The sequence below is a fragment of the Cypionkella sp. genome, from assembly GCF_036782355.1.
GTDB lineage: Bacteria > Pseudomonadota > Alphaproteobacteria > Rhodobacterales > Rhodobacteraceae > Cypionkella.
Genome location: NZ_DAIPZF010000003.1, coordinates 1,833 through 19,210 on the forward strand (window position 1 = coordinate 1,833; position 17,378 = coordinate 19,210).

14 protein-coding genes are annotated in these 17,378 nt (G+C 56.9%); 10 read left to right on the plus strand and 4 right to left on the minus strand.

Annotation, left to right across the window (positions count from 1 at the left end; genetic code table 11):
• Window positions 1-2: 2 nt before the first annotated feature.
• Window positions 3-1,385, minus strand: a complete 1,383-nt coding sequence (gene ahcY, locus V7Q10_RS01870) for an adenosylhomocysteinase (RefSeq protein WP_333867334.1) — start codon at window positions 1,383-1,385, stop codon at window positions 3-5.
• 137 nt (window positions 1,386-1,522) lie between these two features.
• Here ahcY and V7Q10_RS01875 point away from each other — a divergent pair, with 137 nt between their 5' ends.
• From V7Q10_RS01875 to V7Q10_RS01885, 3 genes are read left to right on the plus strand one after another with little or no spacing between them, the layout of a single operon-like run.
• Window positions 1,523-2,851 carry a TrkH family potassium uptake protein gene (locus V7Q10_RS01875; protein WP_333867335.1) on the plus strand — a complete coding sequence of 443 codons (1,329 nt, stop codon included), beginning with the start codon at window positions 1,523-1,525 and terminating at the stop codon, window positions 2,849-2,851.
• A complete protein-coding gene (locus tag V7Q10_RS01880; protein ID WP_333867336.1) occupies window positions 2,841-3,527 on the plus strand; it encodes a potassium channel family protein in 687 nt (228 codons plus the stop codon). Before V7Q10_RS01875 ends, V7Q10_RS01880 begins: the two co-directional genes overlap by 11 nt.
• Window positions 3,527-4,120, plus strand: coding sequence for an HD family hydrolase (locus V7Q10_RS01885; RefSeq protein ID WP_333867337.1), 594 nt, complete (start codon window positions 3,527-3,529; stop codon window positions 4,118-4,120). Before V7Q10_RS01880 ends, V7Q10_RS01885 begins: the two co-directional genes overlap by 1 nt.
• Before the next feature lie 35 nt (window positions 4,121-4,155).
• On the opposite strand, the gene V7Q10_RS01890 is transcribed toward V7Q10_RS01885, so the two are convergent.
• The 3 genes from V7Q10_RS01890 to V7Q10_RS01900 form a co-directional block, all read right to left on the minus strand.
• The gene (locus V7Q10_RS01890; RefSeq protein ID WP_333867338.1) at window positions 4,156-4,470 is read right to left on the minus strand and encodes an H-NS histone family protein; all 315 of its coding nucleotides are present in this window, start codon (window positions 4,468-4,470) and stop codon (window positions 4,156-4,158) included.
• Between the two features lie 64 nt (window positions 4,471-4,534).
• On the minus strand, window positions 4,535-5,089 hold the full coding sequence (locus V7Q10_RS01895; RefSeq protein WP_333867339.1) for an ActR/PrrA/RegA family redox response regulator transcription factor: 555 nt from the start codon (window positions 5,087-5,089) through the stop codon (window positions 4,535-4,537).
• A 64-nt stretch (window positions 5,090-5,153) separates the two neighbouring features.
• On the minus strand, window positions 5,154-5,774 hold the full coding sequence (locus tag V7Q10_RS01900) for an SCO family protein (RefSeq protein WP_333867341.1): 621 nt from the start codon (window positions 5,772-5,774) through the stop codon (window positions 5,154-5,156).
• A gap of 86 nt (window positions 5,775-5,860) precedes the next feature.
• On the opposite strand from V7Q10_RS01900, the gene regB reads away from it, so the two are divergent.
• The 7 genes from regB to addA all read left to right on the plus strand — a co-directional run bounded on the left by regB (window position 5,861) and on the right by addA (window position 17,362).
• Window positions 5,861-7,258 (plus strand): sensor histidine kinase RegB, encoded by a 1,398-nt coding sequence (gene regB / locus V7Q10_RS01905; protein ID WP_333867342.1) that lies wholly within the window; start codon window positions 5,861-5,863, stop codon window positions 7,256-7,258.
• 101 nt (window positions 7,259-7,359) lie between these two features.
• A complete protein-coding gene (locus V7Q10_RS01910) occupies window positions 7,360-8,928 on the plus strand; it encodes a PAS-domain containing protein (protein ID WP_333867343.1) in 1,569 nt (522 codons plus the stop codon).
• 45 nt (window positions 8,929-8,973) lie between these two features.
• A complete protein-coding gene (gene tsaE / locus V7Q10_RS01915; protein WP_333867344.1) occupies window positions 8,974-9,447 on the plus strand; it encodes a tRNA (adenosine(37)-N6)-threonylcarbamoyltransferase complex ATPase subunit type 1 TsaE in 474 nt (157 codons plus the stop codon).
• Entirely contained in the window at window positions 9,444-10,451 is a 1,008-nt protein-coding gene (locus V7Q10_RS01920; protein WP_333867345.1) for an aminoglycoside phosphotransferase family protein, read from the plus strand. The genes tsaE and V7Q10_RS01920 overlap by 4 nt, the downstream gene beginning before the upstream one ends.
• Window positions 10,433-11,119 carry a nucleotidyltransferase family protein gene (locus V7Q10_RS01925; RefSeq protein WP_333867346.1) on the plus strand — a complete coding sequence of 229 codons (687 nt, stop codon included), beginning with the start codon at window positions 10,433-10,435 and terminating at the stop codon, window positions 11,117-11,119. Before V7Q10_RS01920 ends, V7Q10_RS01925 begins: the two co-directional genes overlap by 19 nt.
• Window positions 11,112-14,060: a double-strand break repair protein AddB gene (gene addB / locus V7Q10_RS01930; RefSeq protein WP_333867347.1), complete on the plus strand. Its 2,949-nt coding sequence runs from the start codon at window positions 11,112-11,114 to the stop codon at window positions 14,058-14,060. The genes V7Q10_RS01925 and addB overlap by 8 nt, the downstream gene beginning before the upstream one ends.
• Entirely contained in the window at window positions 14,057-17,362 is a 3,306-nt protein-coding gene (addA, locus tag V7Q10_RS01935; protein WP_333867348.1) for a double-strand break repair helicase AddA, read from the plus strand. The genes addB and addA overlap by 4 nt, the downstream gene beginning before the upstream one ends.
• The last annotated feature ends 16 nt before the right edge of the window (window positions 17,363-17,378 follow it).

Here is a 17,378-nt window from a genome sequence, read left to right on the forward strand (position 1 = left end):
ATTTAGTAGCGGTAATGCTCGGCCTTGAACGGGCCTTCGATTTTAACGCCGATATAGTCGGCCTGATCTTTGCGCAATTCAGTCAGTTTCACACCTATTTTCTTCAGATGCAGACGGGCAACTTTTTCGTCCAGCTCTTTCGGCAGAATATAGACGCCGGGCTGATAGTTGCTGCCGTTGGTCCAAAGTTCGATCTGCGCCAGAACTTGGTTGGTGAAAGAGGCCGACATCACAAAGGAAGGGTGGCCGGTGGCATTGCCAAGGTTCAACAGGCGGCCTTCGGACAGCAGGATGATCCGCGCGCCCGAGGGCATTTCGATCATATCGACTTGGTCTTTGATATTGGTCCACTTGTGGTTTTTCAGCGCCGCAACTTGGATTTCATTGTCAAAGTGGCCGATGTTGCCGACGATCGACATGTCTTTCATCTCGCGGATATGCTCGATGCGGATCACGTCTTTGTTGCCGGTGGTGGTGATAAAGATATCGGCGCTTGCGACGACGTCTTCCAGCAGCACAACTTCAAAGCCATCCATCGCGGCTTGCAGCGCGCAGATCGGATCCACTTCGGTGACCTTGACGCGGGCACCAGCGCCTTGCAGGCTGGCGGCCGAACCTTTGCCGACATCGCCGTAACCGCAAACCACGGCAACTTTGCCTGCCATCATCGTATCGGTGGCGCGGCGAATGCCGTCGACGAGGCTTTCTTTGCAGCCGTATTTATTGTCGAACTTCGACTTGGTGACCGAATCGTTGACGTTAATTGCAGGGAAAGGCAGCTCGCCCTTTTTGTGCAGATCATAAAGACGGTGAACGCCGGTGGTGGTTTCTTCGGACACGCCTTTGATCGCGGCTTTGGTTTTGGCGAACCAACCGGGGGATTCTTTCATCCGCTTTTGGATCTGCGCTTTGATCACGACTTCTTCTTCGGAAGAGGGCACCGAAAGCACATCTTCGCCGGCTTCCATCCGTGCGCCAAGCAAAACGTACAGCGTCGCATCGCCGCCATCGTCCAGGATCATATTCGCGCCTTCGGGGAACATGAAGGAGCGGTCAAGATAATCCCAATGTTCAGCCAGCGACTGGCCTTTTACCGCAAAAACCGGCGTGCCGCCTGCTGCAATGGCAGCTGCGGCGTGGTCTTGGGTCGAGAAAATGTTGCAAGATGCCCAGCGCACATCGGCGCCCAGCTCGACCAGCGTTTCGATCAAGACAGCGGTCTGAATCGTCATATGCAGCGAGCCAACAATACGCGCGCCTTTCAAAGGCTTTGAAGCGCCGAACTCTTCGCGGCAGGCCATCAGGCCCGGCATTTCGGTTTCGGCGATGGTCAATTCTTTGCGGCCATAATCGGCCAAGGCGATGTCTTTAACGATATAGTCCATATCTCTACCTAGATGACTTCTATTTTGCCGCGCAGGTAGCATGAACAGGGCTTTTAAGCAATGTGACATGCCTGCGCCAAAACCTCGCTTTTGACGCAAAGCGATGCTATTGCCACAGGGCGAGTGTCGGAGGAATGATGTGGACCTGGTTTAGAACCCCTGCGCGGCTGGTTCCAACGGCGTTTTTGCTGGTGATCTTGTTGGGCACTGCGCTGCTGAGGATGCCGATCTCGCAAGCGGGCTCGGGTGAGACCAGTGTTTTGCAGGCGCTATTTACGGCCACCTCTGCGGTGGCGGTGACGGGTCTGGTTGTTGTGGATACCGCCAAGCATTGGTCGCTGTTTGGTGAGGCTGTGATCTTTGCGCTGTTTCAGATTGGCGGCGTGGGCATCATGACCAGCTCGACGCTGCTGGTGCTGATGGTGTCGCGGAAACTGAGCCTAACGCAGCAGATTATGGTGACAACCGAAAGCCGCGGCATCGTGATGGGCGATGTGAAAGCGGTGCTGACGCTGGCCATCGGTGTGATGCTGACGGTCGAGCTTTTGGTCGCAAGCGTGATGGTGCCGCATTTTCTGGGTCGTGGCCTTGGCTTGCCTGCTGCGCTTTGGCAGGCGATGTTTAACGCAAGTGCCGCGTTTACAAATGCTGGTTTTTCGATCTACCCGGGCGGCATGGCATCCTTTATCCACGACCCTTGGCTGTTGATCGCAATCATGGTGGCGGTGCTGATCGGCGGGCTTGGTCTGCCAGTCTATTACGACCTGCGCCATTTGCACGGGTCACAGCACAAACTGTCGCTGCACAGCAAATTGACGCTGATCACCACAGGCGCGCTTTTTGCGCTGTCTTTCGTGCTGACCGCGGGGTTTGAATGGAGCAATCCGCAAACCCTTGGGCTTTTGCCGCTGCAAGAACGCTTGGTGAATGCCGCCTATCACGGTTTTATGGCGCGCTCTTGTGGCATGAACACTTTGGACATGACCGCCATGACCGAAGAAAGCCTGTTGTTGACCTATGGCATGATGCTGATCGGTGGTGGCTCGGCTTCGACGGCAGGAGGGATTAAAGTCTCTACTCTAGCGATTTTGGTCCTAGCAGTCTGGCACGAGGTGCGCGGCAATCAGGATCTGACCGCCTTTGGCCGCAAGGTGTCCGCGATCGTTCAGCGAGAGGCGCTTTCGGTCTTGGTGCTGGCGGTGGGGATGCTGTTTGCGGGCATCATGGCATTGCGGATCCTGTCGGATCTGCCGCTGCGGCAGGTGGTGTTCGAGGCGATCTCGGCCTTTGCCAATGTCGGGCTTTCAATGAATGCAACAGCGCTTTTCCCGCCAGCAGCGCAGGTGGTGCTGATTTGTTTGATGTTTATTGGCCGCGTCGGCACCATCACCGTGGCCGTGGCCTTGGCGCTGCGCTATCGTCGGGCCAGCTATCACTATCCGGAGGAACGTCCAATTGTTGGGTAAACTGTTTGGCCGCAAAGCCGAGTCGAGAGACGATTCCGTGGTCGTGATCGGCATGGGCCGCTTTGGCAAATCGGTGGCGACCAGTCTGGCGCAGCTGGGCCACGAGGTGCTGGGCATCGACGAGAATGCCGAGTTGGTGCAGGAAATGTCGGGCACGCTGACGCATATGGTGCAGGCCAATAGCACCTCGGTTGAAACGCTGCGGCAGCTGAACGTCGGCAATTTTACCCATGCGGTGGTGGCGATCGGGTCAGATCTTGAGGCCTCGATCCTGTCGGTTTTGGCACTGTCGGAACTGGGAGTGCCTGACATTTGGGCCAAGGCAATCAATGAACGCCATGGCCGGATTTTGCAGCGCACCGGCGCGCATCACGTTATCCAGCCCGAAAAGCTGATGGGCGAGCGGGTGGCGCATTTGGTAACCTCGAAACTGATGGAATATATTACCTTTGACGACGATTTTGCCATCGCCCAAGCCCATGCCCCGCAAGACAGCATCGACAAAACCTTACAGGAAAGCGCGCTGCGCCAGCGCTATAATGTCACCGTGGTGGGCATCAAACGGCCGGGCGAAGATTTCACCTATGGCCAGCCCGAAACCATGGTGCGACACGGAGATGTGATGATTATTGCTGGGAAAATCCACGATGTTGAAGCCTTTGCAGGCAAAAGCTGATGCCGAAACAGCCGCGGGCGTGGCAACGCATGCTGTCAGGGCGCAGGCTTGATCTGCTGGATCCAACCCCGATGGATATCGAGATTGACGATATCGCGCATGGTCTGGCCTTTGTCGCGCGTTGGAATGGCCAGACGCGGGGCGATTGGCCCTATTCGGTGGCCGAGCATTCGCTTTTGGTCGAGCAGATTTTTAGCCGCCAAACCGCCACCTCGCCAAGATGGCAGCTTGCTGCGCTTTTGCACGACGCGCCAGAATATGTGATTGGCGATATGATTAGCCCAGTAAAAGCCGCGATTGGGCAAAGCTATGGCGAGCTTGATCTGCGGCTGACCGCAGCGGTGCATATTCGCTTTGGGCTGCCAGCGGTGCTGCCTGTTGAAATAAAAAAGGCGATCAAGGCGGCGGATAAAGTTTCGGCTTGGTTAGAAGCAGTACAAATCGCAGGTTTTAGCGAAAGCGAAGCAAATAAGCTGTTTGGCAAGCCCGAGACTTCGGTTTTGCGGGGCTTAAAAATTCATCTTCGCGCGCCCACAATTGTGCGCGAAGATTTTATAAACCGTCACAGCCAGCTGCTTGTGGCGATAGGGTAAAATGAAAAAGGGCCGCATGTTGCGGCCCAAATCCTTTAAAGCGACAACTCTTCTGGTGTTTTTCCGGCAGCCAAAGCCTCATTGAACCAACGAGGCTTGCGTCCGCGGCCAGACCAGGTGTCAGACGAATCATCTGGATTCGCGTATTTTGCAACCGCTGGGGAGCGTTTGCGTGGTACGGTAACCCCAGCCAAATCGGCAAGGGAAAACCCCTTGGCGCGAGCAATTTCTTCAAGTTCTGCAATAGCTTCTTTGCGCTTACGGTCTTCAAAAGAAGAAATAGCCTTAGCAACTTGGGATTGTAAATCTTTCAGTTCCTTAAGGGAGAGATCGTTAATATCAATAGTCAAGTTGACATCCTTTTTACATCATCATGTCTTTTAGTAAGTGATTTAATTTAATCAATCAATAATTCTATTTCGGGCTGCGCTTTGCAAGGATTCTTTGCAAAGTCCTGCGATGCATTGAAAGTCTGCGCGCAGTTTCAGATACGTTGCGATCACACATCTCATACACGCGCTGGATGTGTTCCCAACGCACACGATCGGCCGACATCGGGTTTTCTGGCGGTGGCGGCATCATTGCGCCCTTAGCCAAAAGGGCATTTGTGATGTCATTCGCGTCAGCGGGTTTTGAAAGATAATCTGTCGCGCCGAATTTAACAGCAGCAACCGCCGTCGCAATTGCACCATAGCCCGTTAAAACTACGATCCGGCTATCTGGGCGACGCTCGCGCAGCGTTTCGACGACATCTAACCCATTGCCATCTTCAAGCCGCAGATCAATGACGGCATAGGCCGGCGGACGCGCCATCGCAATTGCACGACCTGCGGCAACCGAACTTGCAGTTTCAGGTGCAAAACCACGCTTTTCCATTGCCTTTGCAAGCCTTTTTACAAAAGCCTCGTCGTCATCAACCAAAAGCAAAGACCGATCCGGCCCCAGCTCTACGCCAAGATCTTCAGTCATAAGTTCCCTCACATTCCACTCTGACCATATCTAGGTCGCAATGCTGTCTTGGTCAAATAAGCTGTCAACTGTGATCAATAAAACAAGCCGTGCGATCGGCCATTTGTTGCGCCGTATCGTCTCGACCAAAGAAATCAGCAAAGCCTGTCCCGGGCAACATTAGATAAGTAAAGGTAGAGTGATCCATCAGATAATATTGATCACTGCTATCTTGTTTCTTGAAATAGGTTTTATAGGCTTTTGATGCGGCCTTAATCTGATCTTCGGTGCCAGTGAGACCAACCATCTTTGGGCTTAGGTTGGCGCTGAATTCCTTAACCACGGCGGGCGTATCGCGTGCGGGATCAATGGTGATGAACACAGGCGTCACATCATAGCCTTTGTCTGCCAGCAGATCGACAGCCTCGACGTTGCGGGCATTGTCCAAGGGGCAGACATCGGGGCAAAAGCTGTAGCCAAAATAAACAAGCGAAGGCTTGGCCAGAACCTCTTTATCGGTGACGGTCTTGCCAGTGCTGTCGATCAGCGTGAAAGCGCCACCAATCGCGCCACTGCCACCTGCAACGGTTGCGCTTCGGCATTCGGCAAAGCGATCATTGCTTTGCTGGTTCCAGACCATAAGCGCTGTCCCGCCCAGCAGACCGGCCACTGCTGCAATTGCCAGCGCGGAATAAACCTTTAGCATTGCCCTCACCTCCATGGTTGCGCGGAAATTTCGCGTCTATGGGCTTTGTTAGAACCTGAAACCCGCGCAAAAGGCCAGAGCTGACCATGTCAAACCCCCGTGACATTTTCACCCAAAGTGATGATTTTCGCACCGAGCAGAATGATTGGCTGCGGCTGCGGACACTTATTTTGCTGCGCTGGACTGCAATTTTTGGCCAGCTTGCGGCGCTTGCGGTGGCAACCCAGTATTTCGCGCTTCAGCTGCCGCTTGGCCTGTGCTTTCTTGCCATAGGTTTAGCGATTATTGCCAACCTGCTGGCTGTGTTTATTTTCCCAGCGAACAAGCGTCTGAGCGAGGGGGAAGCCATGCTGACGCTGGTCTTCGATCTGGCGCAGCTTGGGTTTTTGCTGTTTTTGACCGGCGGCCTGACCAATCCTTTTGCGCTGCTGATCCTTGCACCGGTGATTGTCTCGGCCACGGCTCTGCGGCTGCGCAGCACGATTGTATTGGGGATTTTGGCCGCAGGCATTGTGACGCTGATTGCGGTCAAGAACCTACCACTGCGTTATCGCGACGGCAGCGACTTTGCTATCCCCGAGCTGTTTGCTTTTGGATTTTGGATCGCGCTTTTGATTGGTATTGGCTTTTTAAGTGTCTATTCGCGCCGAATCTCAAGCGAGATGCGATCTATGTCGGATGCGCTTTTGGCAACGCAAATGGCCTTGGCACGGGAACAAAAGCTGACCGATCTGGGCGGCGTGATCGCTGCGGCGGCGCATGAGTTGGGCACACCGCTTGCGACAATAAAGCTGGTCAGCACTGAATTGATTGACGAGCTTTCCGATCAGCCAGACTTGGCGGAAGATGTTTTACTGATCCGAGACCAGGCGGATCGCTGCCGCGACATTTTGCGGTCTATGGGCAAGGCGGGCAAGGACGATCTGCATATGCGGCAGGGCTTGCTCTCGGCGGTGCTGCGCGAAGCGGCAGAGCCGCATCTGGATCGCGGCAAAACGGTTCACTTTTCGGTGACCGCTGCGGCGCAATCGGGGCTGCGTGAACCTGAAATTCTGCGCCGCCCCGAGCTTATTCACGGTCTGCGCAATTTGGTGCAGAATGCCGTCGATTTTGCGCGGGACAGGGTCTGGATCGATGCGCACTATAGCGACAGCCGCTTGCGGATTTTGATTGTCGATGACGGGCCGGGCTATCCCTCACAGGTGATTGGCCGCATCGGCGACCCCTTTGTGCGCTCGCGGCGCGATCCGCGCGACCTGAGCCGACCAGGCTATGAGGGCATGGGGCTGGGGCTGTTTATTGCCAAGACCTTGCTAGAGCGAACGGGGGCAGAATTGTCTTTCGCCAATGGCAGCGACCCGTTTTTGCAACCCGAAGAACGGCCCGAGCGCAGCGGCGCGATTGTCGAGGTGGTCTGGCCAAACGCGGTGATTATTGCCGAAAGCCGTGCAGGTTTGGGGCTTAATCAAGTGATCGAGCCTTAATGCACCTAGCGTCGCTTCTGCTCCGTTCTTTAACCGACCGTTAACGAAGATGTCGTTAATCTTAACGAGCGAATTTTTAACGGCGCGATTGGAAGACAAGGATGGATTGGCAAATATTTTTTGCCGCACTCTCCGCAGGGCTTGTTGCTGCGGCGGTGGGGATTTTGGCGCTTTGGTTTTCGCACAGTCAGGTGGTTGGTTTTGAAAAAAGCATTTTTACCGACGAGACCCGCGCGGCGATCTTTTTGTTTGACGGTGAAAGCCTGATCGACAGCACGCCTGAGGCGCGCGGATTGCTTGCGGCCAGTCAGGCGCCGGGCACAGAGTGGGAAAAGCTGATGGCCTTTCTTGCGCCACGCTTTGACGGACTGGAGGCGCAGCTTTTACGACTGCCAGAGCTAGGCAGCTTTGACCTCGCCTCGCGCTGCGCCAGTCCTGCCTTGACCCTGCGGGCAGAACATCGAGGCGGCCTGAGTCAACTCGAGCTGAGGGATGCCGCAAGCGGGGCAACGCAGGGCAGTGATCCCTTGATCCAGCGCGCGGTGCTAGAGGAACTGAGCATGCTGCGCGATGCGATTGCGGCCGCCCCCCTGCTGGTTTGGCGCGAAAACGGCGCGGGAGAGGTGATCTGGGCGAATGGACCCTATTTGCTGCAATCTTGCGCTGTTCTGACGGAAGGCCGCGAGTTGGGCTGGCCCTTACCAAGGCTGTTCACCCCGGCAACCAGCCAAAAAGATCTGAACGATCATCGGCAAAACCTGAAGCTGCCCTCGGGCCAGCAAGCTTGGTTTACGATTTCAAGCAAAGTCGAAACGCTGGGCTGGCTGCGCTATGCGGTTCAGGCAGATGGCGCGGTTCAGGCCGAGACCGCTTTGCGCGATTTCATGCAAACCTTTACGAAAACCTTTGCCCAATTGCCAATTGGCTTGGCGATTTTCGACGCCGATCGTAAATTACAGCTGTTTAACCCAGCTTTGCTGGATTTAACCCAGCTTCCAGCTGATTTTCTTTCGATGCGGCCGACGCTTCTTTCGGTTCTGGATGCGATGAGGGATCGAAAGATGTTGCCAGAACCGAAAGACTATCGCGGTTGGCGGCGACAGCTGAGTGAGATGGAAAAAGCAGCGGCTTCGGGGCTTTATGAAGAAACTTGGAACCTGCCAGATGGGCAGACCTATAAGGTTGTCGGCCGGCCCCACCCGAATGGCGCGATTGCCTTGATGATCGAAGATATCTCAACCGAAATGCTGCGAACGCGGCGGTTTCGAGCCGATCTGGAACTGGGACAATCGGTGATTGATCAGCTGGAAGATGCCATCGCGGTCTTTGATCAGGCGGGGCTTTTGGTGATGTCGAACGCGGCCTATGCCCAACTTTGGGGTCATAATCCCAGCGCGTGGGTCAGCGATTGCAGCTTGCGCAGTCTGAGCGCACATTGGCGCAGCCTGTCGCCACCAAGCGGACTTTGGGCCGAGGTCGAGGATTATGTGGCCACGATCGGCGACCGCGAGGCTTGGCACGCCGAGGCGCGGTTGCTGGACGGCAGGCTGCTTGACTGTGAGTTTGCGCCTCTGGCGGGAGGCGCGACGCTGGCGCGGTTTCGGGTGCAACCGGTCACTCAAGCACTGCCGACCAAGCTCGCGCCGCGCGCAAAGCAGCAACGCCGCTAACGATCCTATCTTGCGGTGCGCGGTGGGCAGGCTAGACTCGCGCCTATGGATCAAATGGCACCACTTTGTATTTTTCTGCCCTCGGAAGAGGCAACGACAGCGCTTGGCGCTTGGTTCGCCAAGCGTGCGCAGATTGGGGATACACTGCTGCTTTCGGGGCCGATTGGCGCGGGCAAAAGCCATTTCGCACGCGCTTTTATTCGCGCAAGGCTCGGGCGGGCCGAGGATGTTCCCTCACCGAGCTTTACTTTGGTGCAGACCTATCAAGCGGATGTCGAGATTTGGCACAGCGACCTTTACCGCTTGTCGCATCCGGATGAGGTGCTGGAACTGGGGCTGGAGGAGGCGTTTTCGACAGCAATCTGTTTGGTGGAATGGCCAGATCGGCTGGGTAAATTCGTGCCAAAGCAAGCAATTTGGATTGGTTTTGCCAGCAAATCCGAGGGTCGGATGGCCGAAATCCGCTTTACAGATCGCGGGGCTTTGCGTGCAGATCTCGTCGAGGATTGGGTGCGATGACAGCGCGTTTGCCGTCAGATCAGTTTTTGCAGACCGCGGGCTGGGGCGATGCGAACCGGCAGTTTCTTGCCGGCGATGCCTCAGATCGCAGCTATGAGCGGCTCAGGCGGGGAGATCAGACTGCGGTCTTGATGGATGCCCCCCCAGGAAAAGGTGACGATCCTGCCGATTTTCTGAAGATTGCGACGCATCTCAGCGAGCTGGGCCTCTCTTCACCACGCTGTTTGGCGCAGGATTTGGCAAATGGATATCTGCTTTTAGAAGATCTGGGTGACGCCCTGTTTGCGCGCCTGTTAGAGCAGGATATTTCCATTGAAAACCGTCTCTATACGGCTGCAACGGCGGTTTTGGTGCATTTACAAAGGGCTGCGCCACCTGCTGATCTGCCCAATCTTTCTGCGCAAGATTGGGCAGAAGCCGGCTGCTTTGCACTGGACTGGTATCGTTTTGCAATCATGGGTGACAGCGGTGAAAAGGATGATTTCAAAGCAATATTGACAGAGGCGATGACAGACTTTGCTGATGGACCGCGGGTGCTGATTTTACGCGATTTTCATGCCGAAAACCTGTTATGGTTGCCAGAACGTCTGGGCCTTGCGCGCGTTGGGCTGCTGGATTTCCAGCTCGCGCAGCTTGGCCAGCCCGGCTATGATCTGGTCTCGCTGCTGCAAGACGCCCGCCGCGATGTTTCACGTGAAACCGAAATCGCAATGCAGCATCAGTTCTTGCAGCTGCAAGGTGGGTCTGAGGCGGATTTTCAAGCCAGTTATGCCTGCCTGGGTGCGCAACGGGCATTGCGCATCCTTGGGATTTTCGCGCGACTTTGCCTGCACGGCGGCAAATCTGGCTATCTTGCCCTATTGCCGCGGGTCTGGGGGCAGTTGCAACGCAACCTTGCCGCGCCCGAACTTGCACCGCTTGCTGCAATCTGTGCAAAACTTCTTCCATCACCCAGCCCTGAAGCCCTACAAAAGATAGGCTCGCAATGCGCCCAGTTTCGGTAATGCTCTATGCAGCAGGATTTGGCACCCGTATGGGAGCGTTGACAGCGCATCAACCCAAGCCAATGGTTAATGTGGCCGGAAAACCTCTTATTGATCATGCTCTTAGCGTCGTGGAGACGGCCGGCATCACGGATATAACCGTGAACCTGCACTATCTTGGTGAGCAAATTGAACAGCATTTACAGCGGCGTAGCATCAAGTTTTCGTATGAAATCCCGCAGATCCTCGATACTGGGGGCGGGTTGAAAGCCGCGGCAAAGCATCTTGGCAAAACGCCTGTGATCACCCTGAACACCGACGCAGTCTGGACAGGGCAAAACCCGATCAAGCAATTGCTGGCTGCTTGGGATCCTGCGCGGATGGATGCGCTTTTGCTGCTTCTGCCACAAGATCAGGCGCTTGGGCACAATGGCACGGGCGACTTTCTGCTGGATGATACCAACCGCATCACCCGCGCGAAAGGCGCCAAAGCCCCCGTTTACCTTGGAGCGCAAATTCTTAAGACAGAGCTGGTTTTCGATTTTTCAGAGACAGTATTTAGTCTCAATACCATCTGGGATCAAATGATCGAACAAGGACGGGCCTACGGCATTCTGCATCAGGGCGGCTGGTGCGACGTCGGGCGGCCCGAGGGCATAGCCCTCGCCGAAAGCCTACTGCATGTTTAACAAAAACCACATTTTCGCTCTGCCACCCGGCTGCGATTTTCCTGCCGAAGTGGTGCGCGGTCTGACACAACGCTTGGCCGATCAACCACCCGAGGCAATGGCTCGTGTGACGCTCTACCTCAACACTGCGCGGATGCTGCGGCGAGTTGAAACGCTTTTTGCCGCGTCAGAGCCGCGTTTTCTGCCAAAACTCCGGTTGGTCACTGACCTGGTGGCAGACCCGCTGCTGGCCCTCCCGCAACCGATTCCGCCCCTGCGCCGCCGCCTGCAACTGGCCGAACTGATCGCCAAACTGCTAGATTCCCAACCCGATCTTGCACCCCGCTCGGCGCTTTACGACCTTGCCGACAGCCTTGCGCTTTTGATGGACGAGATCCAAGGAGAGGGGGTGCAGCCCGAAGCCATTGCCACTCTGGATGTCTCTAACCACTCTAAACATTGGGAAAGAACTCAAGCTTTTCTGCGTATTATCGCGCCAGTCTTCGCCGAAACTTTAGACAAAGAGGCGCTGCAACGCCAAGCCGTTTTGCGCCTTTCCCATCGCTGGAGCGTGGCTCCGCCGATGGATCCGATCATCATTGCGGGCTCCACGGGCTCGCGCGGCACCACGGCTTTGCTCATGCAGGCGGTGGCGAAACTGCCGCAAGGCGCGCTGATCTGGCCGGGCTATGATTTCTCGACCCCGCCCGCAGTCTGGCAAGCAATGGAGGATGCGCTTACTGCCGAAGATCATCCGCAATATCGCTTTCGGCACCTGATGGATCTGCTCGACATCCCAGCCCATGCCGTACACCCTTGGACATCCGCCAGCCCCCCTAACGCCAATCGCAACAGCTTAATCTCGCTCTCCCTGCGCCCAGCTCCTGTCACCGACCAATGGCTGATAGAAGGCCCTAACCTGCCTGATTTACAGGTTGCGACCGCCGAAATTGCTCTGGTTCAGGCCCCCACCCAGCGCATCGAGGCGCTCGCAATCGCAATGATCCTGCGCGAAGCGGCGCAAAATGGCACCAAGGCTGCGCTGATTTCACCCGATCGCAACCTCACACGACAAGTTACTGCTGCCCTTGACCGCTGGGCGCTCTTGCCCGACGATTCTGCTGGCCGGCCGCTTGCGCTCTCGGCCCCGGGACGGTTTTTGCGCCACATCGCTGGCCTTTTTGGGGAAAGGCTCACCGCCGACCGTTTGCTGACAGTGCTGAAGCACCCGCTGACCGCGTCGGGTGACGCGCGCGGCAACCATCTGCGCCATACCCGCGATCTCGAACTGAAACTGCGTCGCAAGGGGCCCGCTTTTCCACAAGCCGCTGATCTGCTGGCTTGGGCCGCCGCGCAAAAAGACCCTGAAGCTGTCACTTGGGCCAGCTTTTTCGCTCCAGCCCTGACCAACCTAGACATAGTGCAAGAGGCCCCCCTAACCGAGCATGTCAGCCGCCACCGACTGCTCGCCGAGAGCATCGCCCGCGGGCTTGACCCAGAGGGCAGCGGTGGGCTTTGGGCGAAAGAGGCTGGTGCCGAGGCGCTAAAGCTTATGGAAACCTTGGCCGCCGAGGCCCCCCATGGCGGCAGCTTTACCGCCGCAGCTTACCGTGATCTGTTTGAATCTTTGGTGCATCAAGGCGAGGTCCGCGAGGCAACCCAAGCCCATCCAAACATCATGATTTGGGGCACGCTTGAGGCCCGAGTTCAAGGTGCCGAGCTGCTGATCCTTGGCGGTTTGAACGATGGCATCTGGCCCAGCTTGCCAGCTGCCGACCCGTGGTTGAACCGCAAAATGCGCAAAGATGCGGCTCTGTTATTGCCCGAACGGCAGATCGGCCTGTCGGCACATGACTACCAACAGGCTATCGCCGCGCCGCAAGTGGTGCTGACCCGCGCCCTGCGCAATGCCGAGGCAGAGACCGTCCCCAGTCGTTGGCTGAACCGGCTGACCAATTTGATGCAAGGCCTGCCGCAGCGCAATGGGCCGCAAGCGCTTCAAGATATGCTCAAGCGCGGCGATGACTGGCTTGCGCTGACAACCGCCCTTGAAGACCCGCCCAAAGCCCTGCTCTGCGATCCTCGGCTTCAACCCGCCAAACGCCCCGCTCCACAGCCGCCGGTGACAGCGCGGCCCGATCGCTTGTCTCTCACGCGAATCGAGACGCTGATCCGCGACCCCTTTGCAATTTATGCGCAATATATCCTTGGCCTGCGCCCGCTTGACCCATTGCACCAATCCCCAAATGCGCGGGATCGTGGCATTATCGTGCATGAGGTGCTGGAGCGTTTTGTGAAACTTCGCCCAGAAACCGAGACCAAACCGCAGGCGCGCGCGCGTTTGTTGCAGATTGCGCAGCAGGTTTTGGCGGAAGAGACCCCCTTCCCATCAGCTCGCACACTGTGGCTGGCGAAACTTGAACGCGCGGCAGATCATTTTTTGACCCAAGACAGCAAACTTGGTGGCACAGCCTTGGCTGTTGAAACCCAAGGTGCGCTGCAACTTGGCGAGCTGCCCTTTACACTGTTTGGCACGCCGGACCGCATCGACAGGCTGCCCGACGGCAAGCTGCATCTGATCGATTATAAAACCGGCACGCCGCCCTCGGCTGACAAGCAAAAGCAATTTGCCAAACAGTTGCTACTGGCAGCTGTCATGGCCGACAAAGGCGGTTTTGCCGATCTGGGCCCCTCAGAGGTAGATCAGATTTCCTATATCGGTCTGAATGCCGCTAAATCCGTGGAAGACACGCCGATCACCGAGCAGATTATTGACGAACATTGGGAAAAACTAATCGCATTGATCAGCAGATACCTGCGGCGCAGCACTGGCTATAGCGCGCGCCGTGCGCTGTTTGAAAGCCGCTTTGCGGGCAGCTATGACCATCTGTCGCGCTATGGCGAATGGCAGATGTCAGACCGTGCAGAGCCGCAACCCGTTGGACCAGAGGATGCGCCATGAACCGCAATGACGCCTCTGAACGGCAAGTCCAAGCCTCTAAACCTGCGGATTCCGTCTGGCTTTCGGCCAATGCCGGATCGGGCAAAACCCGCGTTCTCACCGACCGGGTGGCGCGTTTACTGTTGGGTGGGGTCGAGCCGCAGCATATTCTATGCCTAACCTACACCAAAGCCGCCGCGACCGAGATGCAGAACCGGCTTTTCAAGCGCTTGGGCGAATGGGCAATGATGCCCGATGCCGCACTGCACAAAGCGCTTGCGGAACTGGGCGACGAGGCAGGGCACCGCGCCCCGGCGCTTTCGCGTGCGCGTCAGCTGTTTGCGCGCGCGATTGAAACCCCCGGCGGGCTGCGCATTCAAACCATCCACAGCTTTTGTGCCACTTTGCTGCGCCGCTTTCCGCTTGAAGCTGGGGTTTCGCCGCAATTCACAGAACTTGACGACCGCGCCGCCCGCCTTTTGCGCGAAAATATCATCGAAGACCTTGCCGGATTTCGCGCACCCGATCTGATGGCCGACCTTGCGCGCGCCTATTCGGGGGAAGACTTTGCCGCGCTCATGGCTCAGGTTGCCGCAAAGCGTGCAGGCTTCGCGCGGCACCTGACAGAAACCCAGGCACGCGCTCTGTTTGATGTTGCTGATACCGCCACATTAGAGACGATTTTAGCCGATGTCTTTCTAGGCGCAGAAGCAGATCTGATCTCCGCAATCCTGCCAGCCCTTCAAGCCGGGTCTGTCACCGATGTCAAAACCGCGGCGAAATTGGCGGCGCTTGATTTTGCCGCCCCAAGCCTTGCGACTTTGATTGCTGCCGAAGGTATTTTCCTGTCAGGAGCCAAGACAAAAACCCCTTTCGTGGCGAAAATCGATGCTCTGCCAACCAAAGACACCCGCAGGGCAATCGCAGATCAGCAACCGCAGCTAAACAATCTTATGGCGCGCGTAGAGCAGGCGCGCGGGCTGCGGATTAGGCTGATGGCGGCGGAAAAAACGGCTCTGTTACACCGTTTTGCTTCGGTTTTTCTGCCGCTTTACGAAGCCGCCAAAGCGGCAAGAGGCGTTTTGGATTTTGATGATCTGATCACCCGCGCCAAGACATTGCTGACCGATGCTTCAGTTGCAGCTTGGGTATTGTTCCGGCTGGATGGCGGCATTGATCATATTTTGGTCGATGAGGCGCAAGACACCTCGCCCGATCAATGGCGGGTGATCGAGCTGTTGGCGGCGGAATTTACCGCAGGCCAAGGCACCCGCGAGGTGGAACGCACGCTTTTTGTCGTTGGCGATAAAAAGCAGTCGATCTATTCGTTTCAGGGCGCGGATGTCGCCGCCTTTGACGAAAAAGCGCAAAGTTTTCAAGCCGCGTTTCAGGCCGCCAACCAAAGCTTTGTGCCGCTTGAACTGGAATATTCCTTCCGCTCCTCGACTGCGATTTTGCGAGTGGTCGATGATATTTTTGGCAGCCGCTTTCCGCAGGCGATGGGGCAACAGGTGCGCCACCTTGCGTTTAAATCTGAACTTTCAGGGCGTGTTGATCTTTGGCCGATGGTGGAAAAATCCTCGGACCCCAAGGATGAACACTGGGAAGACCCCGTCGATCTGATTTCCGAGGCCCATCACGCGGCGATTTTGGCAGATAAAATTGCTCTCGAGATCAAACAGATGATCGAAACCGGCACCCAAATTGAAACCAACGACGGCATCAGGCCAGTGCATGCGGGCGATGTATTGATCCTTGTGCAGCGCCGCTCGGCGATCTTTTCGGAAATCATTCGGGCCTGCAAAAAAGCGGGCCTGCCGATTGCAGGGGCGGATCGATTAAAGCTGGGGGCGGAACTGGCGGTCAAGGATTTGGCCGCATTGCTATCGTTTCTGGCGACGCCAGAGGACGACCTGTCACTGGCGGCCCTGCTGCGCTCGCCGCTGTGTGGCTGGACCGAGGCCGAGCTTTACGATCTGGCGCATGGTCGAAAAGGCTATCTGTGGGAGGCTTTGCGCAATCGCAGCGACCATCCGCAAACGCTGGAAATGCTGCAAGATCTGCGCGATCAGGCTGATTATCTGCGCCCCTTCGATCTGATCGAACGCGCGCTAACACGCCACGATGGCCGCCGCCGTCTGCTGACCCGTCTTGGGGCCGAAGCGGAGGACGGGATCGACGAATTCCTCAGCCAAGCCTTGGCCTTTGAGCGCAACGAGATTCCCAGTCTGACCGGCTTTCTGATCTGGCTGGAAACCGATGACATCGAGGTAAAGCGCCAGATGGATTCCGAAGGTCAGCGCATTCGGGTGATGACAGTGCATGGCGCCAAAGGCTTGGAAGCGCCGATTGTTTTCCTGCCCGAAACCGCCGATCGCGCCCCACGCGACAATGACGAGATTTATCTGCTGCCCGAAGGCACGCCAGTTTGGAAAACAAGCGGCGACGATAGCCCCGAGATTCTTGTGAACACCCGAGAGCAGCGCAAGGCAAAGCGTGAAGAAGAAAGTCTGCGGCTGCTTTATGTGGCGCTGACACGCGCGCGGGTTTGGCTGATTGTCTGTGGCGCGGGCGAGGCAAAGCAAAGCATGTCCTGGTATAATTTGGTTGCAGACGGCATGAAATCGGCTGGAACAGAGCCGCTTTCTGGTGGCAGGTTGCGGCATAGCTTTGGCGCTTGGCCCGCAGCTACAGCTGGCGCGGCAGCAGTGCAATTGTCCAGCGTTCGACTGCCCGATTGGGCCAACCAGGTCGCCGCCGTAGAGCCGCGCCCGATGCAAAGCCTATCGCCTTCAGCGCTTGGCGGCGCCAAGGTAATGCCCGGCGAGACGGACGCGGCCGAGAGCGAAGCCGCCCTGCTGCGCGGCACCGCCTTGCATCTTTTGCTGGAACATCTGCCGCTTGCGCCGCAGGCTGACTGGCCCGATTTGGCGCAACGCCTGATCGAAGACCCAGCCCTGCGCGCCGATCTGTTGCGCGAGGCGATGGCGGTGATCGCCGCCCATCCCGCGATCTTTGCCGCCGATGCGCTGACCGAAGTTGCCTTTACCGCGCCGCCCTTCAAAGGCGCGATTGATCGGCTGTTGATCCGGCCCAATCATATTCTTGCCATTGATTTCAAATCCAATCACCGCGTGCCGACCCACCCCGAAGACACCCCCGAGGGCCTGCTGCGGCAGATGGGCGCCTATGATCACGCGCTGCGGCAGATCTACCCTAACCGCGAGATCAAGACCGCCATTCTATGGACCCGCACCGCCGCCCTGATGGAGTTGGATCGCAATATGGTGAGGGATGCCTTTGCGCGCGCTACCATCCCTTGACGCGCCGCGCTGCCAG

Excerpts from the sequence above, each read along its gene's own strand:
- V7Q10_RS01925 (WP_333867346.1), top strand. The coding sequence starts at position 10,433 with ATGCGCCCAGTTTCGGTAATGCTCTATGCAGCAGGATTTGGCACCCGT.
- V7Q10_RS01885 (WP_333867337.1), top strand. The coding sequence starts at position 3,527 with ATGCCGAAACAGCCGCGGGCGTGGCAACGCATGCTGTCAGGGCGCAGG.
- addB (WP_333867347.1), top strand. The coding sequence starts at position 11,112 with ATGTTTAACAAAAACCACATTTTCGCTCTGCCACCCGGCTGCGATTTT.
- V7Q10_RS01910 (WP_333867343.1), top strand. The coding sequence starts at position 7,360 with ATGGATTGGCAAATATTTTTTGCCGCACTCTCCGCAGGGCTTGTTGCT.
- V7Q10_RS01875 (WP_333867335.1), top strand. The coding sequence starts at position 1,523 with ATGTGGACCTGGTTTAGAACCCCTGCGCGGCTGGTTCCAACGGCGTTT.
- ahcY (WP_333867334.1), bottom strand. The coding sequence starts at position 1,385 with ATGGACTATATCGTTAAAGACATCGCCTTGGCCGATTATGGCCGCAAA.
- addA (WP_333867348.1), top strand. The coding sequence starts at position 14,057 with ATGAACCGCAATGACGCCTCTGAACGGCAAGTCCAAGCCTCTAAACCT.
- V7Q10_RS01900 (WP_333867341.1), bottom strand. The coding sequence starts at position 5,774 with ATGCTAAAGGTTTATTCCGCGCTGGCAATTGCAGCAGTGGCCGGTCTG.
- V7Q10_RS01895 (WP_333867339.1), bottom strand. The coding sequence starts at position 5,089 with ATGACTGAAGATCTTGGCGTAGAGCTGGGGCCGGATCGGTCTTTGCTT.
- regB (WP_333867342.1), top strand. The coding sequence starts at position 5,861 with ATGTCAAACCCCCGTGACATTTTCACCCAAAGTGATGATTTTCGCACC.
- tsaE (WP_333867344.1), top strand. The coding sequence starts at position 8,974 with ATGGATCAAATGGCACCACTTTGTATTTTTCTGCCCTCGGAAGAGGCA.
- V7Q10_RS01920 (WP_333867345.1), top strand. The coding sequence starts at position 9,444 with ATGACAGCGCGTTTGCCGTCAGATCAGTTTTTGCAGACCGCGGGCTGG.